A 14,165-nucleotide genomic window follows, 5' to 3' on the forward strand; every position below is an offset into this window, starting at 1 on the left:
TCAACTACTCTTCGCGTCGACCCGATTACCGAGTGAAGCGGACAGGTGGCACTGCGATGGCCCGACACAAGGCACCCAAGACGCCGACCGCCCGACGCGCCCTGGCCGTCCTCGCGACCGCCGCGGCGGCGCTGGGGACCGGCACGGCGACAGCGGCGGCAGCGGACTCCGGAACACTCCTCGACGACGCACGCAGCTCCGTCGGCGCGGTCGCGGACCTCCAGCCCAACCCCCTGGCCGGCACAGGCGTCGACCCCCTCGACAACGGCGTGGGCACCCAGGTCGCCGACTTCGCCCCGGCCGACTCCCGGGCGGTCACGGGCCCGGTCGCCCAGGCCCCGTCGGTCGACAGCATCCCGGTGGCGGGACAGGCGACGGACACGCTGCGACGCTGACCCGGGTCGACTGTTGGTCACCCGATTCCGGGCGTACCCCTCACATGAGCGGGCGGTGGGCGGACTCGTGCTCGTCCGCGATGGTGAAGACGTTCGGCCGATCCGGGCATTCGGACCGGCCGAAGAGATGGGCGATTGCGTCAACGAGGACGGTCTGTCCGTGGCGGGCGGAGGATTCGTGCGCAGCCGTTCGAGAAGTCCCCAGGACCGCGCTCCAGTGGTAGTGCCCCTCGGTGCCGCGAAACCGGCGGGGAACACCAAGCCGGCCTCGGCGTCCCCCGGCTCGTCATCTGGGCATTCGACAGCGCTCGGCCGTCAGTCCCCATCGAGGCGGGGGCCTGACGGCCGGGTGAGCTGTGCGGAAACGCCGGATCAGTAGGCGGAGCCCGACGCCCCCAGGGAGCCCGTCGGGTGCCAGACCGTCTTGGTTTCCAGGAACGCCGTCATGCGGTCCGTGCCGGGCGTGGCCGACCAGTCGTCCACAGGCTGTGGACGAAGGACGCGCTTCAGGTTGTCCGCCGCCGCGATCTCCAGCTCCTTCGCCAGCGTCTCGTCGGCGCCCGCGAGGTCGATCGCGTTGACGTCCTGGTGCGCGGCGAGCGGGGCGGCGATCTCCGCCGTGCGGCCGGAGAGGATGTTGACCACGCCGCCGGGGAGGTCGGAGGTGGCCAGGACCTCGCCGAGGGAGAGGGCGGGGAGGGGGGACTTCTCCGAGGCGATCACGACCGCCGTGTTGCCCGCCGCGATCACGGGGGCCACTACGGAGACCAGGCCCAGCAACGACGACTCCTGGGGGGCCAGTACGGCGACCACGCCCGTCGGCTCCGGGGAGGACAGGTTGAAGAAGGGGCCCGCGACCGGGTTGCCGCCGCCGACCACCTGGGCGATCTTGTCGGTCCAGCCCGCGTACCAGACCCAGCGGTCGATCGCCGCCTCGACCTGCGCCGCCGCCTTCGACTTCGACAGGCCCTCCGCGTCGGCGACCTCCGCGACGTACTGGTCGCGGCGGCCCTCCAGCATCTCCGCGACGCGGTAGAGGATCTGGCCGCGGTTGTACGCCGTCGCGCCGGACCAGCCGCCGAACGCCTTGCGTGCGGCGACCACCGCGTCACGGGCGTCCTTGCGGGAGGAGAGCGGGGCGTTGGCCAGCCACGTGCCCTTGGAGTCCGTCACCTCGTACACCCGGCCGCTCTCGGAACGCGGGAACTTCCCGCCGACGTACAGCTTGTAGGTCTTGAAGACGCTCAGACGGTTCTGATCAGACATCGAGGTACGCCTCCAGGCCGTGGCGGCCGCCCTCGCGGCCGAAGCCCGACTCCTTGTAACCGCCGAACGGCGAGGTCGGGTCGAACTTGTTGAACGTGTTGGACCAGATGACGCCCGCACGGAGCTTGTTCGCGACCGCGAGGATGCGCGAACCCTTCTCCGTCCAGATGCCCGCCGACAGGCCGTACGGCGTGTTGTTGGCCTTGGCGACCGCCTCGTCCGGCGTACGGAAGGTCAGCACCGAAAGCACCGGGCCGAAGATCTCGTCGCGGGCCACCGTGTGCGCCTGGGTGACGTTCGTGAACAGCGTCGGGGCGAACCAGTAGCCGTTCTCCGGGAGTTCGCAGGCCGGGGACCAGCGCTCCGCGCCCTCCGCCTCGCCCTGGTCGGCCAGCGCGGTGATCCGGGCCAGCTGCTCGGCGGAGTTGATCGCGCCGATGTCCGTGTTCTTGTCCAGCGGGTCGCCGAGGCGGAGCGTGGACAGGCGGCGCTTGAGGGAGTCGAGCAGCTCGTCGTGGATCGACTCCTGGACCAGCAGACGGCTGCCCGCGCAGCAGACCTGGCCCTGGTTGAAGAAGATGCCGTTGACGATGCCCTCGACGGCCTGGTCGATCGGGGCGTCGTCGAAGACGATGTTGGCGCCCTTGCCGCCCAGTTCGAGGGTGACCTTCTTACGGGTGCCCGCGACCGTGCGCGCGATCTGCTTGCCCACGGCCGTGGAGCCCGTGAAGGCGACCTTGTTCACGTCCGGATGGGCGATCAGTGCGGCTCCGGCACGGCCGTCACCGGTGATGATGTTGACAACGCCCTTGGGGAGACCGGCCTGACGGCAGATGTCCGCGAAGAACAGGGCGGACAGCGGGGTCGTCTCGGCGGGCTTCAGCACCACCGTGTTGCCCGTCGCGAGCGCCGGGGCGATCTTCCACGCCAGCATCAGCAGCGGGAAGTTCCAGGGGATGACCTGGCCAGCGACGCCCAGCGGCCGCGGATTCGCCCCGTAGCCGGCGTGGTCGAGCTTGTCGGCCCAGCCCGCGTAGTAGAAGAAGTGGGCGGCGACCAGGGGGAGGTCCGCGTCGCGGGTCTCCTTGATCGGCTTGCCGTTGTCCAGCGTCTCGAGGACGGCCAGTTCGCGGCTGCGCTCCTGGATGACGCGGGCGATACGGAACAGATACTTCGCACGCTCGGAGCCGGGCAGTGCCGACCATTTCTCGAACGCCTTGCGGGCGGCCCTCACCGCGCGGTCGACGTCCGCCTCACCGGCCTCGGCGACCTCGGAGAGGACCTCCTCCGTGGAGGGGGAGACCGTCTTGAAGACCTTGCCGTCGGCCGCGTCCGTGAACTCGCCGTCGATGAACAGGCCGTAGGACGGGGCCAGATCGACGATCGAGCGGGACTCGGGCGCCGGTGCGTACTCGAATGCGGATGCCATGGTGATCAGTCCACCGTCACGTAGTCGGGGCCGGAGTAACGGCCGGTGGCCAGCTTCTGACGCTGCATCAGCAGGTCGTTCAGCAGTGAGGAGGCGCCGAAGCGGAACCAGTGGTTGTCCAGCCAGTCCTCGCCCGCGGTCTCGTTGACCAGGACCAGGAACTTGATGGCGTCCTTCGACGTACGGATGCCGCCGGCCGGCTTCACACCGATCTGCACGCCGGTCTGCGCGCGGAAGTCGCGCACCGCCTCCAGCATGAGGAGGGTGTTCGCCGGGGTCGCGTTCACGGCGACCTTGCCGGTCGAGGTCTTGATGAAGTCCGCCCCGGCCAGCATGCCGAGCCAGCTGGCGCGGCGGATGTTGTCGTACGTCGACAGCTCGCCGGTCTCGAAGATGACCTTGAGGCGGGCGCTCGTCCCGCAGGCCTCCTTCACGGCGGTGATCTCGTCGTACACCTTCAGGTAGTTCCCCGCGAGGAACGCCCCGCGGTCGATGACCATGTCGATCTCGTCCGCACCGGCGGCGACGGCCTCGCGGACGTCCGCCAGCTTCACGGCGATCGGGGCGCGGCCGGCCGGGAACGCCGTGGCGACGGAGGCGACCTTGACGGCGGAGCCGGCGACGGCCTCCTTCGCCGTGGCCACCATGTCGGGGTAGACGCAGACCGCTGCCGTGGCGGGCGCGGTGCGGTCGGTCGGGTCGGGACGGACCGCCTTCGCGCCGAGCGCCCGGACCTTGCCGGGGGTGTCCGCGCCTTCCAGCGTCGTCAGGTCGACCATCGAGATGGCGAGGTCGATGGCGTACGCCTTCGCGGTCGTCTTGATCGAACGGGTGCCGAGGGAGGCGGCGCGCGCCTCCAGGCCGACCGCGTCGACGCCGGGCAGCCCGTGGAGGAAGCGGCGCAGCGTGCCGTCGGACGCGGTGACGTCGCTGAGAGCGTGTGGTGCAGTGGTGGGCATGGTCACCAGACGAGCATATCTACGCGCGTAGCGGCTGTACAGCCCCGTCGGGAATCCCGTCCGGCCTCCACCGCATACGGCGTGCTCCCGGGCGTCGTGCAGAATCGGGAGTATGAGCACCTCCGAGCACCCGTCGCCCGACCCGGAGCCCGCGAAGCCGTCCGGGGCCGCATCCCGGCCTGCTTCCGCACCCGCCTCCGGGACTGCGACATCCCCGTACCAGGACCGGATCTACCGCTCGCCCGCGGGCCTCGTCGGCGGGGTGCTGCTGCTCGGCATCATCGGCTGGCTCGGCGTGGACGCGGTGGTCACCGGGGAGGGCCGCACCCCGTGGCTGGCCCTCGCCACGATGCTCCTGCTCGTGCCCCTGATCATCGCCTACACCCTGCGCCCCGCCGTCTTCGTGAACGACGACCGGCTGCGCGTGCGCAACCCGTTCCGCGTGATCGTGCTGCCGTGGGGGCAGGTCGCCTCGCTGCGGTCCGGTTTCTCCAACGAGGTCTTCACCGAGGCCGGCGCGAAGTACCAGCTGTGGGCGCTCCCGGTCTCGCTGCGGGCCCGCAACAAGGCGGCCCGGCAGGAGTCGCGGGCGGCCGCGCGGGCCGCGCGCGAGGGCGGCGACGCGCGGGGCGCCGCCGAGGCGGACCGGCGGCACGAGAGCGACCGGGCGATGGCGGAGATGCGTGAGACCCACGAGCGGCGCCAGGACGCCGAGGCGGCGCAGGGTGAGGTGACCGCGCGCTGGTCGTACGAGATCGCCGGGCCGGTCGCCGCGGGGGCGGTACTGCTGGCGGTGCTGCTGGCCATGGCGTGAGCGCGGAGCGGGGCGAGCGTGCTCGCCCCGCGTGGGGACCGGTCAGATGCCTGCTGCCTCGGACAGGTCGCGCTTGATCCGGGTGAGCAGCTCGGCCGCCGTGGCGCGGGCCTGGGAGAGGTCCGTCTTCGAGGCGACCGGGATCACCACCTCCAGGTAGCACTTCAGCTTCGGCTCCGTGCCGCTGGGGCGGACGATGACGCGGGCGCCGTCCAGGGTGTAGCGCAGGCCGTCCGTGGGCGGGAGCGTCTCGGTGCCCTCGGTCAGGTCCTCGGCCCGGGTGACGCGCAGTCCGGCCAGCTCCGCGGGCGGTCGCTCGCGCAGGCGCCGCATCGCGTCGGCGATCAGGCCGAGGTCCTGGACGCGGACCGAGAGCTGGTCGGTGGCGTGCAGCCCGTGCTCCACGGCGAGGTCGTCCAGGAGGTCGAGGAGGGTGCGGCCCTCCTCCTTGAGGACGGACGCCAGCTCCGTGAGCACGAGCGCCGCCGTGATGCCGTCCTTGTCCCGTACGCCGTCCGGGTCCACGCAGTAGCCGAGGGCCTCCTCGTAGCCGTAACGCAGGCCCTCGGCGCGGGCGATCCACTTGAAACCGGTCAGGGTCTCGGTGTGGCGCAGCCCCGCCTTCCGGGCGATACGGCCGAGGAGGGAGGAGGAGACGATCGACTCCGCGAACGTGCCCTGCGCCCCGCGCCGGACCAGATGGGCGGCGAGCAGCGCGCCGACCTCGTCGCCGCGCAGCACGCGCCAGTCGGTGCCGTCCTTGACGGCGGCGGCGCAGCGGTCGGCGTCGGGGTCGTTGGCGATGACCAGGTCGGGGCCGGTGGCGCGGGCCTGTGCGAAGGCGAGGTCCATCGCGCCGGGCTCCTCCGGGTTGGGGAACGCGACGGTCGGGAACTCCGGGTCCGGTTCGGCCTGCTCGGCGACGAGGACGGGTTCCGGGAAGCCGGCCCGGGCGAAGGCGGCGAGGAGGACGTCCTTGCCGACGCCGTGCATCGCCGTGTAGACGGTGCGGGCGGTGCGGGGGGAGTCCTTGGCCAGGACCGCGTCCGTGCGGGCGAGGTAGGCGTCCAGGACGGAGTCGTCGAGGGTCTCCCAGCCTTCGGCGGGGCGGGGGACCGTGGCGAGGGACGTCACCGCCTCGATCTCGGCGGCGATCTCCGCGTCGGCCGGGGGGACGATCTGGGAGCCGTCGCCGAGGTACACCTTGTAACCGTTGTCACGGGGCGGGTTGTGGCTGGCGGTGACCTCCACACCGGCCACGGCGCCGAGGTGCCGTATGGCGAAGGCGAGGACGGGGGTGGGGAGCGGGCGGCTGAGCACGGCCGCCCGCAGACCCGCGCCGGTCATGACCGCGGCGGTGTCCTCGGCGAAGTCGCGGGACTTGTGGCGGGCGTCGTAGCCGATGACGACGAGACCGCCGTCCCGGCCGTTCTTCCTGAGGTACGCGGCGAGGCCGGCGGCCGCCCGGATGACGACGGAGCGGTTCATCCGCATCGGGCCCGCGCCGAGCTCGCCGCGCAGGCCGGCGGTGCCGAACTGGAGGGTGCCGCCGAAGCGGTCGGCGAGTTCGGCGTGGTCGCCGGCGTCGATGAGGCGGGCGAGCTCCTCACGGGTGTCCGGGTCGGGGTCCTCGGCGAGCCACGCCTGGGCCTGTGCGATGAGGGCGTCGTCTTGCACGGTCGGTCGGCCTCTCTGAATTCGTCGACTGTCAGCGTTGCACGCCGGTGTGGCGCCGGACCCGCGCGAAACGGTGCCGGCACGGCGGAGCCGGACACCACGGCCGCGAGACCCGGGGCGGGCGGGCGCCCGCTCCGGACCCGCGCGAAAGGATGCCGGCGCCGCTTCCTACAGGCGGCCGAGGACCTGCCCCAGCAGCGACCCCATCCGGGTGGCGGAGTCGCGGCCCGCCTGGAGGACCTCCTCGTGGTTGAGGGGCTCGCCCGTCATGCCCGCGGCCAGGTTGGTGACCAGGGAGATGCCCAGGACCTCCGCGCCGGCCTCACGCGCGGCGATCGCCTCGAGGACCGTCGACATGCCGACCAGGTCCGCCCCGATCACCCGGGCCATCCGGATCTCCGCCGGAGTCTCGTAGTGCGGGCCGGGGAACTGGGCGTACACGCCCTCCTCCAGCGTGGGGTCGATCTCCTTGCACAGCGCGCGCAGGCGGGGCGAGTAGAGATCGGTCAGGTCGACGAAGTTCGCCCCGACGATCGGGGACGTCGCCGTGAGGTTGATGTGGTCGCTGATCAGGACCGGCTGGCCGGGACGCATCCCCGCCCGCAGTCCCCCGCAGCCGTTCGTCAGGACGATCGTCTTCGCGCCCGCGGCCACCGCCGTACGGACCCCGTGGGCCACCGAGGCGACGCCCCGGCCCTCGTAGTAGTGCGTACGGCCCAGGAACACCAGGGCCCGCTTCGCGCCGATGGCGTACGAGCGGATCGTGCCGCCGTGGCCCTCGACCGCCGGGGGCGGGAAGCCCGGCAGCTCGGTGACCTGGAACTCGGCCTCGGGGGTGCCGAGGGCGTCCACGGCCGGAGCCCAGCCGGAGCCCATCACGAGGGCGACGTCGTGGGTCTCGGCGCCGGTGAGGTCGCGCAGGCGCGCGGCGGCGGCGTCGGCTGCGGCGTACGGGTCGCCCTGGTTGTCGTCCGGAAGAAGAGAAGCGTTCACGCGATGAGGGTAGCCGGTAATCGCCTACGCGCGTAGATGTCTGGGCGGACGGGTTGGCGATCGTTGTCTTGTCGTTTCCGGCGAAGGGGCGTCAGCAGGGACGTTTACGGAGTTCCATCACATAGTCGTGCGGCGCCCCCGCCGACTCCGCCGCGTCGGCGATCTCGCCCAGATAGCGGGCCGAGGGAAGTCCGCCCTCGTAACTGTTGAGGACGTACGCCCAGGCGGGCTCCTCGCCGTCCAGCGTGTGCGCCCGCACCCGGGTACGGCGGTAGAGGTCCAGGCCGCCGGCGCCCTCCCAGCGGTCCAGTGACTCCTCGTCCATCGGGGCGATGTCGTACAGGGCGACGAAGACCGCCGAGATCGGGTCCTCCACCAGCGTGGCCAGCGCGCCCTCCCAGCCCATGTGCTCGCCGCCGAACGTCAGTCTCCACCCGTTCAGCCAGCCGGTGGCACGCAGCGGCGAGTGCGGGGCGCGGCGGGACATCAGCCGCGCGTCGAGATTGCCGGCGTACGCGGCGTAGAGCGACATGGGGTGAAGGGTACGGCAGCCGGAACCGGCGCCACTCCGGTAACAGGGGGGCCACGGCCGAACCCCCCGGGCGGGCGCACGCTGAAGTGTGCGGGACAATGGAGTACGTGACTCGGATCGTGATCATCGGTGGCGGACCCGGCGGATACGAAGCGGCGCTGGTCGCCGCGCAGCTCGGCGCGGAGGTGACCGTCGTCGACTGCGACGGCCTGGGCGGTGCGTCGGTGCTCACCGACTGCGTGCCGTCCAAGACCCTGATCGCCACGGCCGAGGTGATGACCACCTTCGACTCCTCGTACGAGGAGCTGGGCATCATCGTCGCCGACGACACCCCGCCCCTGGAGCAGGCCGCCCGGGTGGTCGGCGTGGACCTCGGCAAGGTCAACCGGCGTGTGAAGCGGCTCGCACTGGCCCAGTCGCACGACATCACCGCCTCCGTGACCCGGGCCGGCGCGCGTGTGCTGCGCGGCCGGGGCCGGCTGGAGGGCATGCAGGCGCTCGACGGCTCCCGCAAGGTCGTGGTGCGCGCCGCCGACGGCACCGAGGAGACCCTCACCGCCGACGCCGTACTGATCGCGACGGGCGGACATCCGCGCGAACTGCCGGAGGCCCGCCCCGACGGCGAGCGCATCCTCAACTGGACCCAGGTCTACGACCTCGACGAGCTCCCCGAGGAGCTCATCGTGGTCGGATCGGGTGTCACGGGCGCCGAGTTCGCCGGCGCCTACCAGGCCCTCGGCTCGAAGGTGACGCTGGTGTCCTCGCGCGACCGGGTGCTGCCGGGCGAGGACCCGGACGCGGCAGCCGTACTGGAGGACGTCTTCCGGCGGCGCGGGATGAACGTCATGGCGCGCTCGCGGGCCCAGTCCGCGAAGCGGGTCGGCGACCGGGTGGAGGTGACGCTCGCCGACGGCCGGGTCATCACCGGGTCGCACTGTCTGATGGCCGTGGGCGCCATCCCGAACTCCGAGGGCATGGGCCTGGAGGAGGCCGGCGTCCGGCTCCGGGACTCCGGCCACATCTGGACCGACAAGGTCTCGCGTACGACGGCCCCCGGCGTGTACGCCGCCGGTGACGTCACCGGGGTGTTCGCGCTCGCCTCCGTGGCGGCGATGCAGGGCCGTATCGCCATGTACCACTTCCTGGGCGACGCGGTGGCCCCGCTGAACCTCAAGACGGTCTCGTCGAACGTGTTCACCGACCCCGAGATCGCCACCGTCGGCTACTCGCAGGCCGACGTCGACTCCGGCAGGATCGACGCCCGCGTGGTGAAGCTGCCGCTGCTGCGCAACCCGCGCGCGAAGATGCAGGGCATCCGGGACGGCTTCGTCAAGATCTTCTGCCGTCCGGGCACCGGCATCGTGGTCGGCGGTGTGGTCGTCGCACCGCGCGCCTCGGAACTCATCCACCCCATCTCGATCGCCGTCGACAACAATCTGACGGTGGAGCAGATCGCGAAGGCCTTCACGGTCTACCCCTCCCTGTCGGGCTCGATCGCCGAGGTGGCACGGCAGTTGCACACCCGGAAGGCCGAGGGCGAGGGCTGACGTTCCCAAATGACGGCCCTATACCACTTGGTACACGGCCGTGCGAACAACTTCTGCTATTCAGCGCAAACTGCTGAAAGCAGACGGTCGTCAGCGTTACTGTCAGTTTCGTGTTCGCTGCAGAACGTCGCCAATTGATCCTCGAAATGGTGCGAGCCAACGGGGCCGTGTCGCTCCGTGAGCTTGCCCGCGTCGTCCAGACCTCCGAAGTGACCGTACGGCGGGACGTGCGCGCACTGGAGGCAGAAGGACTCCTCGACCGCCGGCACGGCGGTGCGGTACTGCCGGGCGGTTTCACGCGAGAGTCCGGTTTTCCGCAGAAGTCACATCTCGCGACCGCCGAGAAGACCGCGATCGCCGACCTCGCCGCGAACATGGTGGACGAGGGCGAGGCCATCGTGGTCGGCGCGGGTACCACCACGCAGGAACTGGCCCGTCGGCTGGCCCGCGTACCCGGCCTGACCGTCGTCACCAACTCCCTGCTGGTCGCCCAGGCGCTGGCCCATGCCAACCGGGTGGAGGTCGTGATGACCGGGGGGACGCTCCGCGGCTCGAACTACGCCCTGGTGGGCAGTGGTGCGGAGCAGTCCCTGCAGGGGCTGCGGGTGTCCCGCGCGTTCCTGTCCGGGAGCGGCCTCACCGCCGAGCGCGGGCTGTCCACGTCCAACATGCTGTCGGCGTCGGTCGACCGTGCGCTGGTCCAGGCCGCGGCGGAGGTCGTGGTCCTCGCGGACCACACCAAGCTCGGTACGGACACGATGTTCCAGACGGTGCCCACGGATCTGATCACGCGGTTGGTGACGGACGAGCCGGCGGGGCATGACGAGCGGGCGGCGACGGAGTTGCAGGCGCTTGCCGATCAGGGTGTGCAGATCGCTGTCGCGGGGGGTGAGGGGGGTTCGGCGGGGCGCCAGCGCCGGGACGTCCCCCTGCCCGGGCCTCGCCGGCAGGGGCCGGGCGGGTTACGTACGGCTGTGGCGCTGGGGGCGGCGGGGGAGCCGGCGCAGGGGAGTGAGCGGGGGGCGCGGGTGGCGGACTTGCGACGCCGCTGAGTCCGAAAGCCGCTCCACAGGCATCCGGGGCCCGCCCCCACCGGCGTCGAGCCGGTGGGGGCGGGGTCGGTCAGTCCTTGATCTCGCAGATGGCCGCGCCCGAGGTGATCGACGCCCCGACCTCCGCCGCCAGGCCCTTGACCGTGCCCGAGCGGTGGGCGTTGATGGGCTGTTCCATCTTCATGGCCTCCAGGACGACGACCAGATCGCCCTCCTTGACCTCCTGCCCCTCCTCCACCGCGAGCTTCACGATCGTGCCCTGCATCGGAGAGGCCAGCGTGTCACCCGAAGCCACCGGCCCCGACTTCTTCGCCGCCCGCCGCTTCGGCTTCGCGCCCGCCGCCAGCCCCGTACGGGCCAGGGACATGCCCAGCGATGCCGGCAGCGAGACCTCCAGACGCTTGCCGCCGACCTCGACGACGACCGTCTCGCGGTCGGCCTCCTCGTCCGCCCCCGCGTCGACGGCGGCGGCGAACGGCTTGATCTCGTTGACGAACTCCGTCTCGATCCACCGTGTGTGGACCGTGAACGGATCCGCCGACCCGGTCAGCTCCGGAGCGAACGCCGCGTCCCGCACCACCGCACGGTGGAACGGGATCGCGGTCGCCATGCCCTCGACCTGGAACTCCTCCAGCGCACGGGAGGCCCGCTCCAGCGCCTCCTTGCGCGTACGCCCGGTCACGATCAGCTTCGCCAGCAGCGAGTCCCACGCCGGCCCGATCACCGACCCGGACTCCACGCCCGCGTCCAGCCGCACACCCGGCCCCGACGGCGCGGCGAACGTCGTCACCGTGCCGGGGGCGGGCAGGAAGTTCCGCCCCGGGTCCTCACCGTTGATGCGGAACTCGAACGAGTGACCCCGCAGCACCGGATCGCCGTACCCCAGCTCCTCCCCGTCCGCGATGCGGAACATCTCCCGCACGAGGTCGATGCCCGCGACCTCCTCGGTCACCGGGTGCTCGACCTGCAGACGCGTGTTGACCTCGAGGAAGGAGATCGTGCCGTCGAGGCCGACGAGGAACTCCACGGTGCCCGCGCCGACGTACCCGGCCTCCTTCAGGATCGCCTTGGAGGCGGAGTACAGCTGCGCCACCTGGGCGTCCGACAGGAACGGCGCCGGGGCCTCCTCGACCAGCTTCTGGTGCCGCCGCTGCAGCGAGCAGTCACGGGTGGAGACCACGACCACGTTGCCGAACCTGTCGGCCAGGCACTGCGTCTCCACGTGCCGCGGCTTGTCCAGGTAGCGCTCGACGAAGCACTCGCCGCGACCGAAGGCGGCGACCGCCTCCCGCACCGCGGACTCGTACAGCTCCGGCACCTCCTCCAGCGTGCGCGCCACCTTCAGACCACGCCCGCCACCACCGAACGCCGCCTTGATCGCGATCGGCAGCCCGTGCTCCTCGGCGAAGGCGACGACCTCGTCCGCGCCCGAGACGGGATCCGGCGTACCCGCGACCAGCGGAGCACCCGCGCGCTGCGCGATGTGCCGGGCGGCGACCTTGTCACCGAGGTCGCGGATGGCCTGCGGCGGCGGACCGATCCAGATCAGTCCCGCGTCCAGTACGGCCTGGGCGAACTCCGCGTTCTCGGAGAGGAAGCCGTAGCCGGGGTGGATGGCGTCCGCGCCCGATTCACGCGCGGCGTTCAGCACCTTGTCGATGTCGAGGTAGCTGGTGGCCGGAGTGTCACCGCCCAGGGCGAACGCCTCATCCGCGGCGCGGACATGCAGAGCGTCCCGGTCCGGGTCGGCGTAGACGGCAACGCTCGCGATTCCGGCATCCCGGCAGGCCCGGGCAACGCGGACAGCGATTTCGCCACGGTTGGCGATGAGCACCTTGCGCACGATTGAGGCTCCCTCCTTGAAACAAGCCGAGTTTAGGGACTGCCGACACGGCACTTCGACCCGTCCCCACTGGTGAGCTTCCCCACACGGAGCGTGATACGAGGCTCGCTCGACCCGCGAAATCCCTTGTCGCACCTCGGTACGCAGGACTGCTCCCGAAAACCCTAGCCGCCCTGTGTGGTCAAGGTCTCTGTGAGAGCGTGCTGCGGCCCACTCGGTTTCTTTGTGGAGTCCCTACGAATGGCCCAATGATTCTTTGCCCTCGGCGGAACCCTTGTACCGAGGTTTACCCGTTAGTAGCCTTCGCGTCGTCCCCGAACATACTCGGGGTAACCGCAAGCGTGCTCGGAAGTGGGTGGGGGCCGGTGGTACGCAGACCGGTGGCATGGGTCGTGGCGCTCGTACTGTTCGCGGAGGCGCTCGGCGTGGCGGCGCTGAACTGGGTGCTGGCCTCCGTCGTCGACCGCCAGGACATGTCGCTGGCCGGGCTGGACCCGGACATGATGTCGACGTCCTCGAAGGTCGGTGGAGTGGTCTTCGGGCTCTACTTCGCGCTGTGCGGTGTGGTGGCCCTGCTCGTCGGAGTACGCGACCGGTCGCCCGCCGGGCTCGGCAGGGTGCTGCTGATCAGCGCGGCGGTGGTGCACGCGCTGCTGGGCGCGGCCACCTGGGGCCTGGTCGGCCCGACCGCGTTCGGCTACATGGTCGTCGTGTTCGCGCTCATCGTGCTGCTGCTGATGACGTACGACGGCCGTCCGCGGCGGCCGGCCGACACCGTGTCCGACGCCGCTCCCGGGGGCGGCGCCGGCGGTGACGGTGCCCCGGTCACGCCTCCGGCGGCGCCCACAGTTCCGTGATGCCGGTGCCCAGGTCGGCGAGGAGCCGCCGGACCAGGGGCAGGCTGATGCCGATGACGTTGCCGTGGTCGCCGTCGATGCCGTCGATGAACGGGGCCGAGCGGCCGTCCAGAGTGAACGCCCCGGCGACGTACAGCGGTTCACCGGACGCCACGTAGGCGGCGATCTCCTCGTCGGTGGGTTCGCCGAAGCGGACCACGGTGGAGGCGGTGGCGGAGACGTAGCGGCCGCTGACGGTGTCGTACACGCAGTGGCCGGTCTGCAGGGTCCCCGCGCGGCCGCGCATGGACTTCCAGCGCGCGGTGGCCTCCTCGGCGTCCGCGGGCTTGCCGAGGGCCAGGCCGTCGAGCTCCAGGACGGAGTCGCAGCCGATCACCAGCGCGCCCTTGACCTCGGGCTTCGCCGCGACGACGGAGGCCTTGGCCTCGGCCAGGGCGAGCGCCAGTTCGGCGGGGGTGGGGGCGGTGACGGCGTCCTCGTCCACCCCGCTGACGATCACCTCGGGGTCCAGCCCGGCCTGGCGGAGCAGCCCGAGCCGGGCGGGGGACTGGGAGGCGAGCACGAGTCGCCTGCGGTGCTGAGCGGTCATGCTCCCAGGTTAGTCACCGGGGCCGGGCCGTATCACCGGATGCCGATCGTGAGCATCGCCAGCACCATGGCCAGGGCCAGGAGAACGCTGAGCCGCCGCAGCATGACCTGGGTGTCCCGCAGTTCCTTGGGCGGCTTGTTCTCGGGGTCGGACCACAGCATGCCACCAGCGTGGGGCCTGGCCGGGCGGGGTGCCTGAGTACGCGTACTCAA

Annotated in this window: 14 protein-coding genes; 5 read left to right on the top strand and 9 right to left on the bottom strand. The window is 71.5% G+C overall.

What is annotated here, in order from left to right; translation table 11 throughout:
• The first annotated feature begins 56 nt into the window (after positions 1-56).
• The gene (locus ACGFR9_RS05710) at positions 57-395 is read left to right on the top strand and encodes a hypothetical protein (RefSeq protein ID WP_393203243.1); all 339 of its coding nucleotides are present in this window, start codon (positions 57-59) and stop codon (positions 393-395) included.
• A gap of 372 nt (positions 396-767) precedes the next feature.
• On the opposite strand, the gene ACGFR9_RS05715 is transcribed toward ACGFR9_RS05710, so the two are convergent.
• Genes ACGFR9_RS05715 through deoC form a run of 3 tightly spaced genes read right to left on the bottom strand, consistent with a single transcriptional unit; the run spans position 768 to position 4,049 of the window.
• A complete protein-coding gene (locus ACGFR9_RS05715) occupies positions 768-1,661 on the bottom strand; it encodes an aldehyde dehydrogenase family protein (RefSeq protein ID WP_393203245.1) in 894 nt (297 codons plus the stop codon).
• Positions 1,654-3,090 (bottom strand): aldehyde dehydrogenase family protein, encoded by a 1,437-nt coding sequence (locus tag ACGFR9_RS05720; protein ID WP_393203247.1) that lies wholly within the window; start codon positions 3,088-3,090, stop codon positions 1,654-1,656. The genes ACGFR9_RS05715 and ACGFR9_RS05720 overlap by 8 nt, the downstream gene beginning before the upstream one ends.
• Positions 3,091-3,095: 5 nt before the next feature.
• Positions 3,096-4,049 (bottom strand): deoxyribose-phosphate aldolase, encoded by a 954-nt coding sequence (gene deoC / locus ACGFR9_RS05725; protein WP_393204000.1) that lies wholly within the window; start codon positions 4,047-4,049, stop codon positions 3,096-3,098.
• A 112-nt stretch (positions 4,050-4,161) separates the two neighbouring features.
• Between deoC and ACGFR9_RS05730 the strand changes: the two genes are divergently transcribed.
• Positions 4,162-4,863, top strand: coding sequence for a PH domain-containing protein (locus tag ACGFR9_RS05730; protein ID WP_393203249.1), 702 nt, complete (start codon positions 4,162-4,164; stop codon positions 4,861-4,863).
• Between the two features lie 42 nt (positions 4,864-4,905).
• On the opposite strand, the gene ACGFR9_RS05735 is transcribed toward ACGFR9_RS05730, so the two are convergent.
• From ACGFR9_RS05735 to ACGFR9_RS05745, 3 genes are all read right to left on the bottom strand, one after another.
• A complete protein-coding gene (locus ACGFR9_RS05735) occupies positions 4,906-6,540 on the bottom strand; it encodes a phospho-sugar mutase (protein WP_393203251.1) in 1,635 nt (544 codons plus the stop codon).
• A gap of 168 nt (positions 6,541-6,708) precedes the next feature.
• A complete protein-coding gene (locus ACGFR9_RS05740; RefSeq protein ID WP_393203253.1) occupies positions 6,709-7,533 on the bottom strand; it encodes a purine-nucleoside phosphorylase in 825 nt (274 codons plus the stop codon).
• 91 nt (positions 7,534-7,624) lie between these two features.
• Positions 7,625-8,065 carry a gamma-glutamylcyclotransferase gene (locus ACGFR9_RS05745; RefSeq protein WP_393203255.1) on the bottom strand — a complete coding sequence of 147 codons (441 nt, stop codon included), beginning with the start codon at positions 8,063-8,065 and terminating at the stop codon, positions 7,625-7,627.
• A gap of 98 nt (positions 8,066-8,163) precedes the next feature.
• Here ACGFR9_RS05745 and ACGFR9_RS05750 point away from each other — a divergent pair, with 98 nt between their 5' ends.
• Both ACGFR9_RS05750 and ACGFR9_RS05755 read left to right on the top strand, forming a co-directional pair.
• Positions 8,164-9,612, top strand: a complete 1,449-nt coding sequence (locus ACGFR9_RS05750) for an NAD(P)H-quinone dehydrogenase (protein WP_393203257.1) — start codon at positions 8,164-8,166, stop codon at positions 9,610-9,612.
• Between the two features lie 110 nt (positions 9,613-9,722).
• Entirely contained in the window at positions 9,723-10,664 is a 942-nt protein-coding gene (locus ACGFR9_RS05755; protein ID WP_393203259.1) for a DeoR/GlpR family DNA-binding transcription regulator, read from the top strand.
• Positions 10,665-10,734: 70 nt separating this feature from the next.
• Here the strand turns inward: ACGFR9_RS05755 and ACGFR9_RS05760 are convergent, their stop codons facing one another.
• On the bottom strand, positions 10,735-12,507 hold the full coding sequence (locus ACGFR9_RS05760) for an acetyl/propionyl/methylcrotonyl-CoA carboxylase subunit alpha (protein WP_393203261.1): 1,773 nt from the start codon (positions 12,505-12,507) through the stop codon (positions 10,735-10,737).
• Between the two features lie 365 nt (positions 12,508-12,872).
• Here ACGFR9_RS05760 and ACGFR9_RS05765 point away from each other — a divergent pair, with 365 nt between their 5' ends.
• Positions 12,873-13,364 carry a hypothetical protein gene (locus ACGFR9_RS05765; protein WP_393203263.1) on the top strand — a complete coding sequence of 164 codons (492 nt, stop codon included), beginning with the start codon at positions 12,873-12,875 and terminating at the stop codon, positions 13,362-13,364.
• Here ACGFR9_RS05765 and ACGFR9_RS05770 read toward each other — a convergent pair.
• Positions 13,333-13,953, bottom strand: coding sequence for a Maf family protein (locus ACGFR9_RS05770; protein WP_393203265.1), 621 nt, complete (start codon positions 13,951-13,953; stop codon positions 13,333-13,335). The two genes, ACGFR9_RS05765 and ACGFR9_RS05770, sit on opposite strands and share 32 nt — an antisense overlap.
• A gap of 32 nt (positions 13,954-13,985) precedes the next feature.
• On the bottom strand, positions 13,986-14,114 hold the full coding sequence (gene mmpB / locus ACGFR9_RS05775) for a morphogenic membrane protein MmpB (protein ID WP_106982071.1): 129 nt from the start codon (positions 14,112-14,114) through the stop codon (positions 13,986-13,988).
• Positions 14,115-14,165: the final 51 nt, after the last annotated feature.

The organism is Streptomyces sp. NPDC048584 (assembly GCF_043199595.1).
Classification (GTDB): Bacteria; Actinomycetota; Actinomycetes; order Streptomycetales; family Streptomycetaceae; genus Streptomyces; species Streptomyces edwardsiae.

Excerpts from the sequence above, each read along its gene's own strand:
- ACGFR9_RS05710 (WP_393203243.1), top strand. The coding sequence starts at position 57 with ATGGCCCGACACAAGGCACCCAAGACGCCGACCGCCCGACGCGCCCTG.
- ACGFR9_RS05715 (WP_393203245.1), bottom strand. The coding sequence starts at position 1,661 with ATGTCTGATCAGAACCGTCTGAGCGTCTTCAAGACCTACAAGCTGTAC.
- ACGFR9_RS05720 (WP_393203247.1), bottom strand. The coding sequence starts at position 3,090 with ATGGCATCCGCATTCGAGTACGCACCGGCGCCCGAGTCCCGCTCGATC.
- deoC (WP_393204000.1), bottom strand. The coding sequence starts at position 4,049 with ATGCCCACCACTGCACCACACGCTCTCAGCGACGTCACCGCGTCCGAC.
- ACGFR9_RS05730 (WP_393203249.1), top strand. The coding sequence starts at position 4,162 with ATGAGCACCTCCGAGCACCCGTCGCCCGACCCGGAGCCCGCGAAGCCG.
- ACGFR9_RS05745 (WP_393203255.1), bottom strand. The coding sequence starts at position 8,065 with ATGTCGCTCTACGCCGCGTACGCCGGCAATCTCGACGCGCGGCTGATG.
- ACGFR9_RS05750 (WP_393203257.1), top strand. The coding sequence starts at position 8,164 with ATGGAGTACGTGACTCGGATCGTGATCATCGGTGGCGGACCCGGCGGA.
- ACGFR9_RS05770 (WP_393203265.1), bottom strand. The coding sequence starts at position 13,953 with ATGACCGCTCAGCACCGCAGGCGACTCGTGCTCGCCTCCCAGTCCCCC.
- mmpB (WP_106982071.1), bottom strand. The coding sequence starts at position 14,114 with ATGCTGTGGTCCGACCCCGAGAACAAGCCGCCCAAGGAACTGCGGGAC.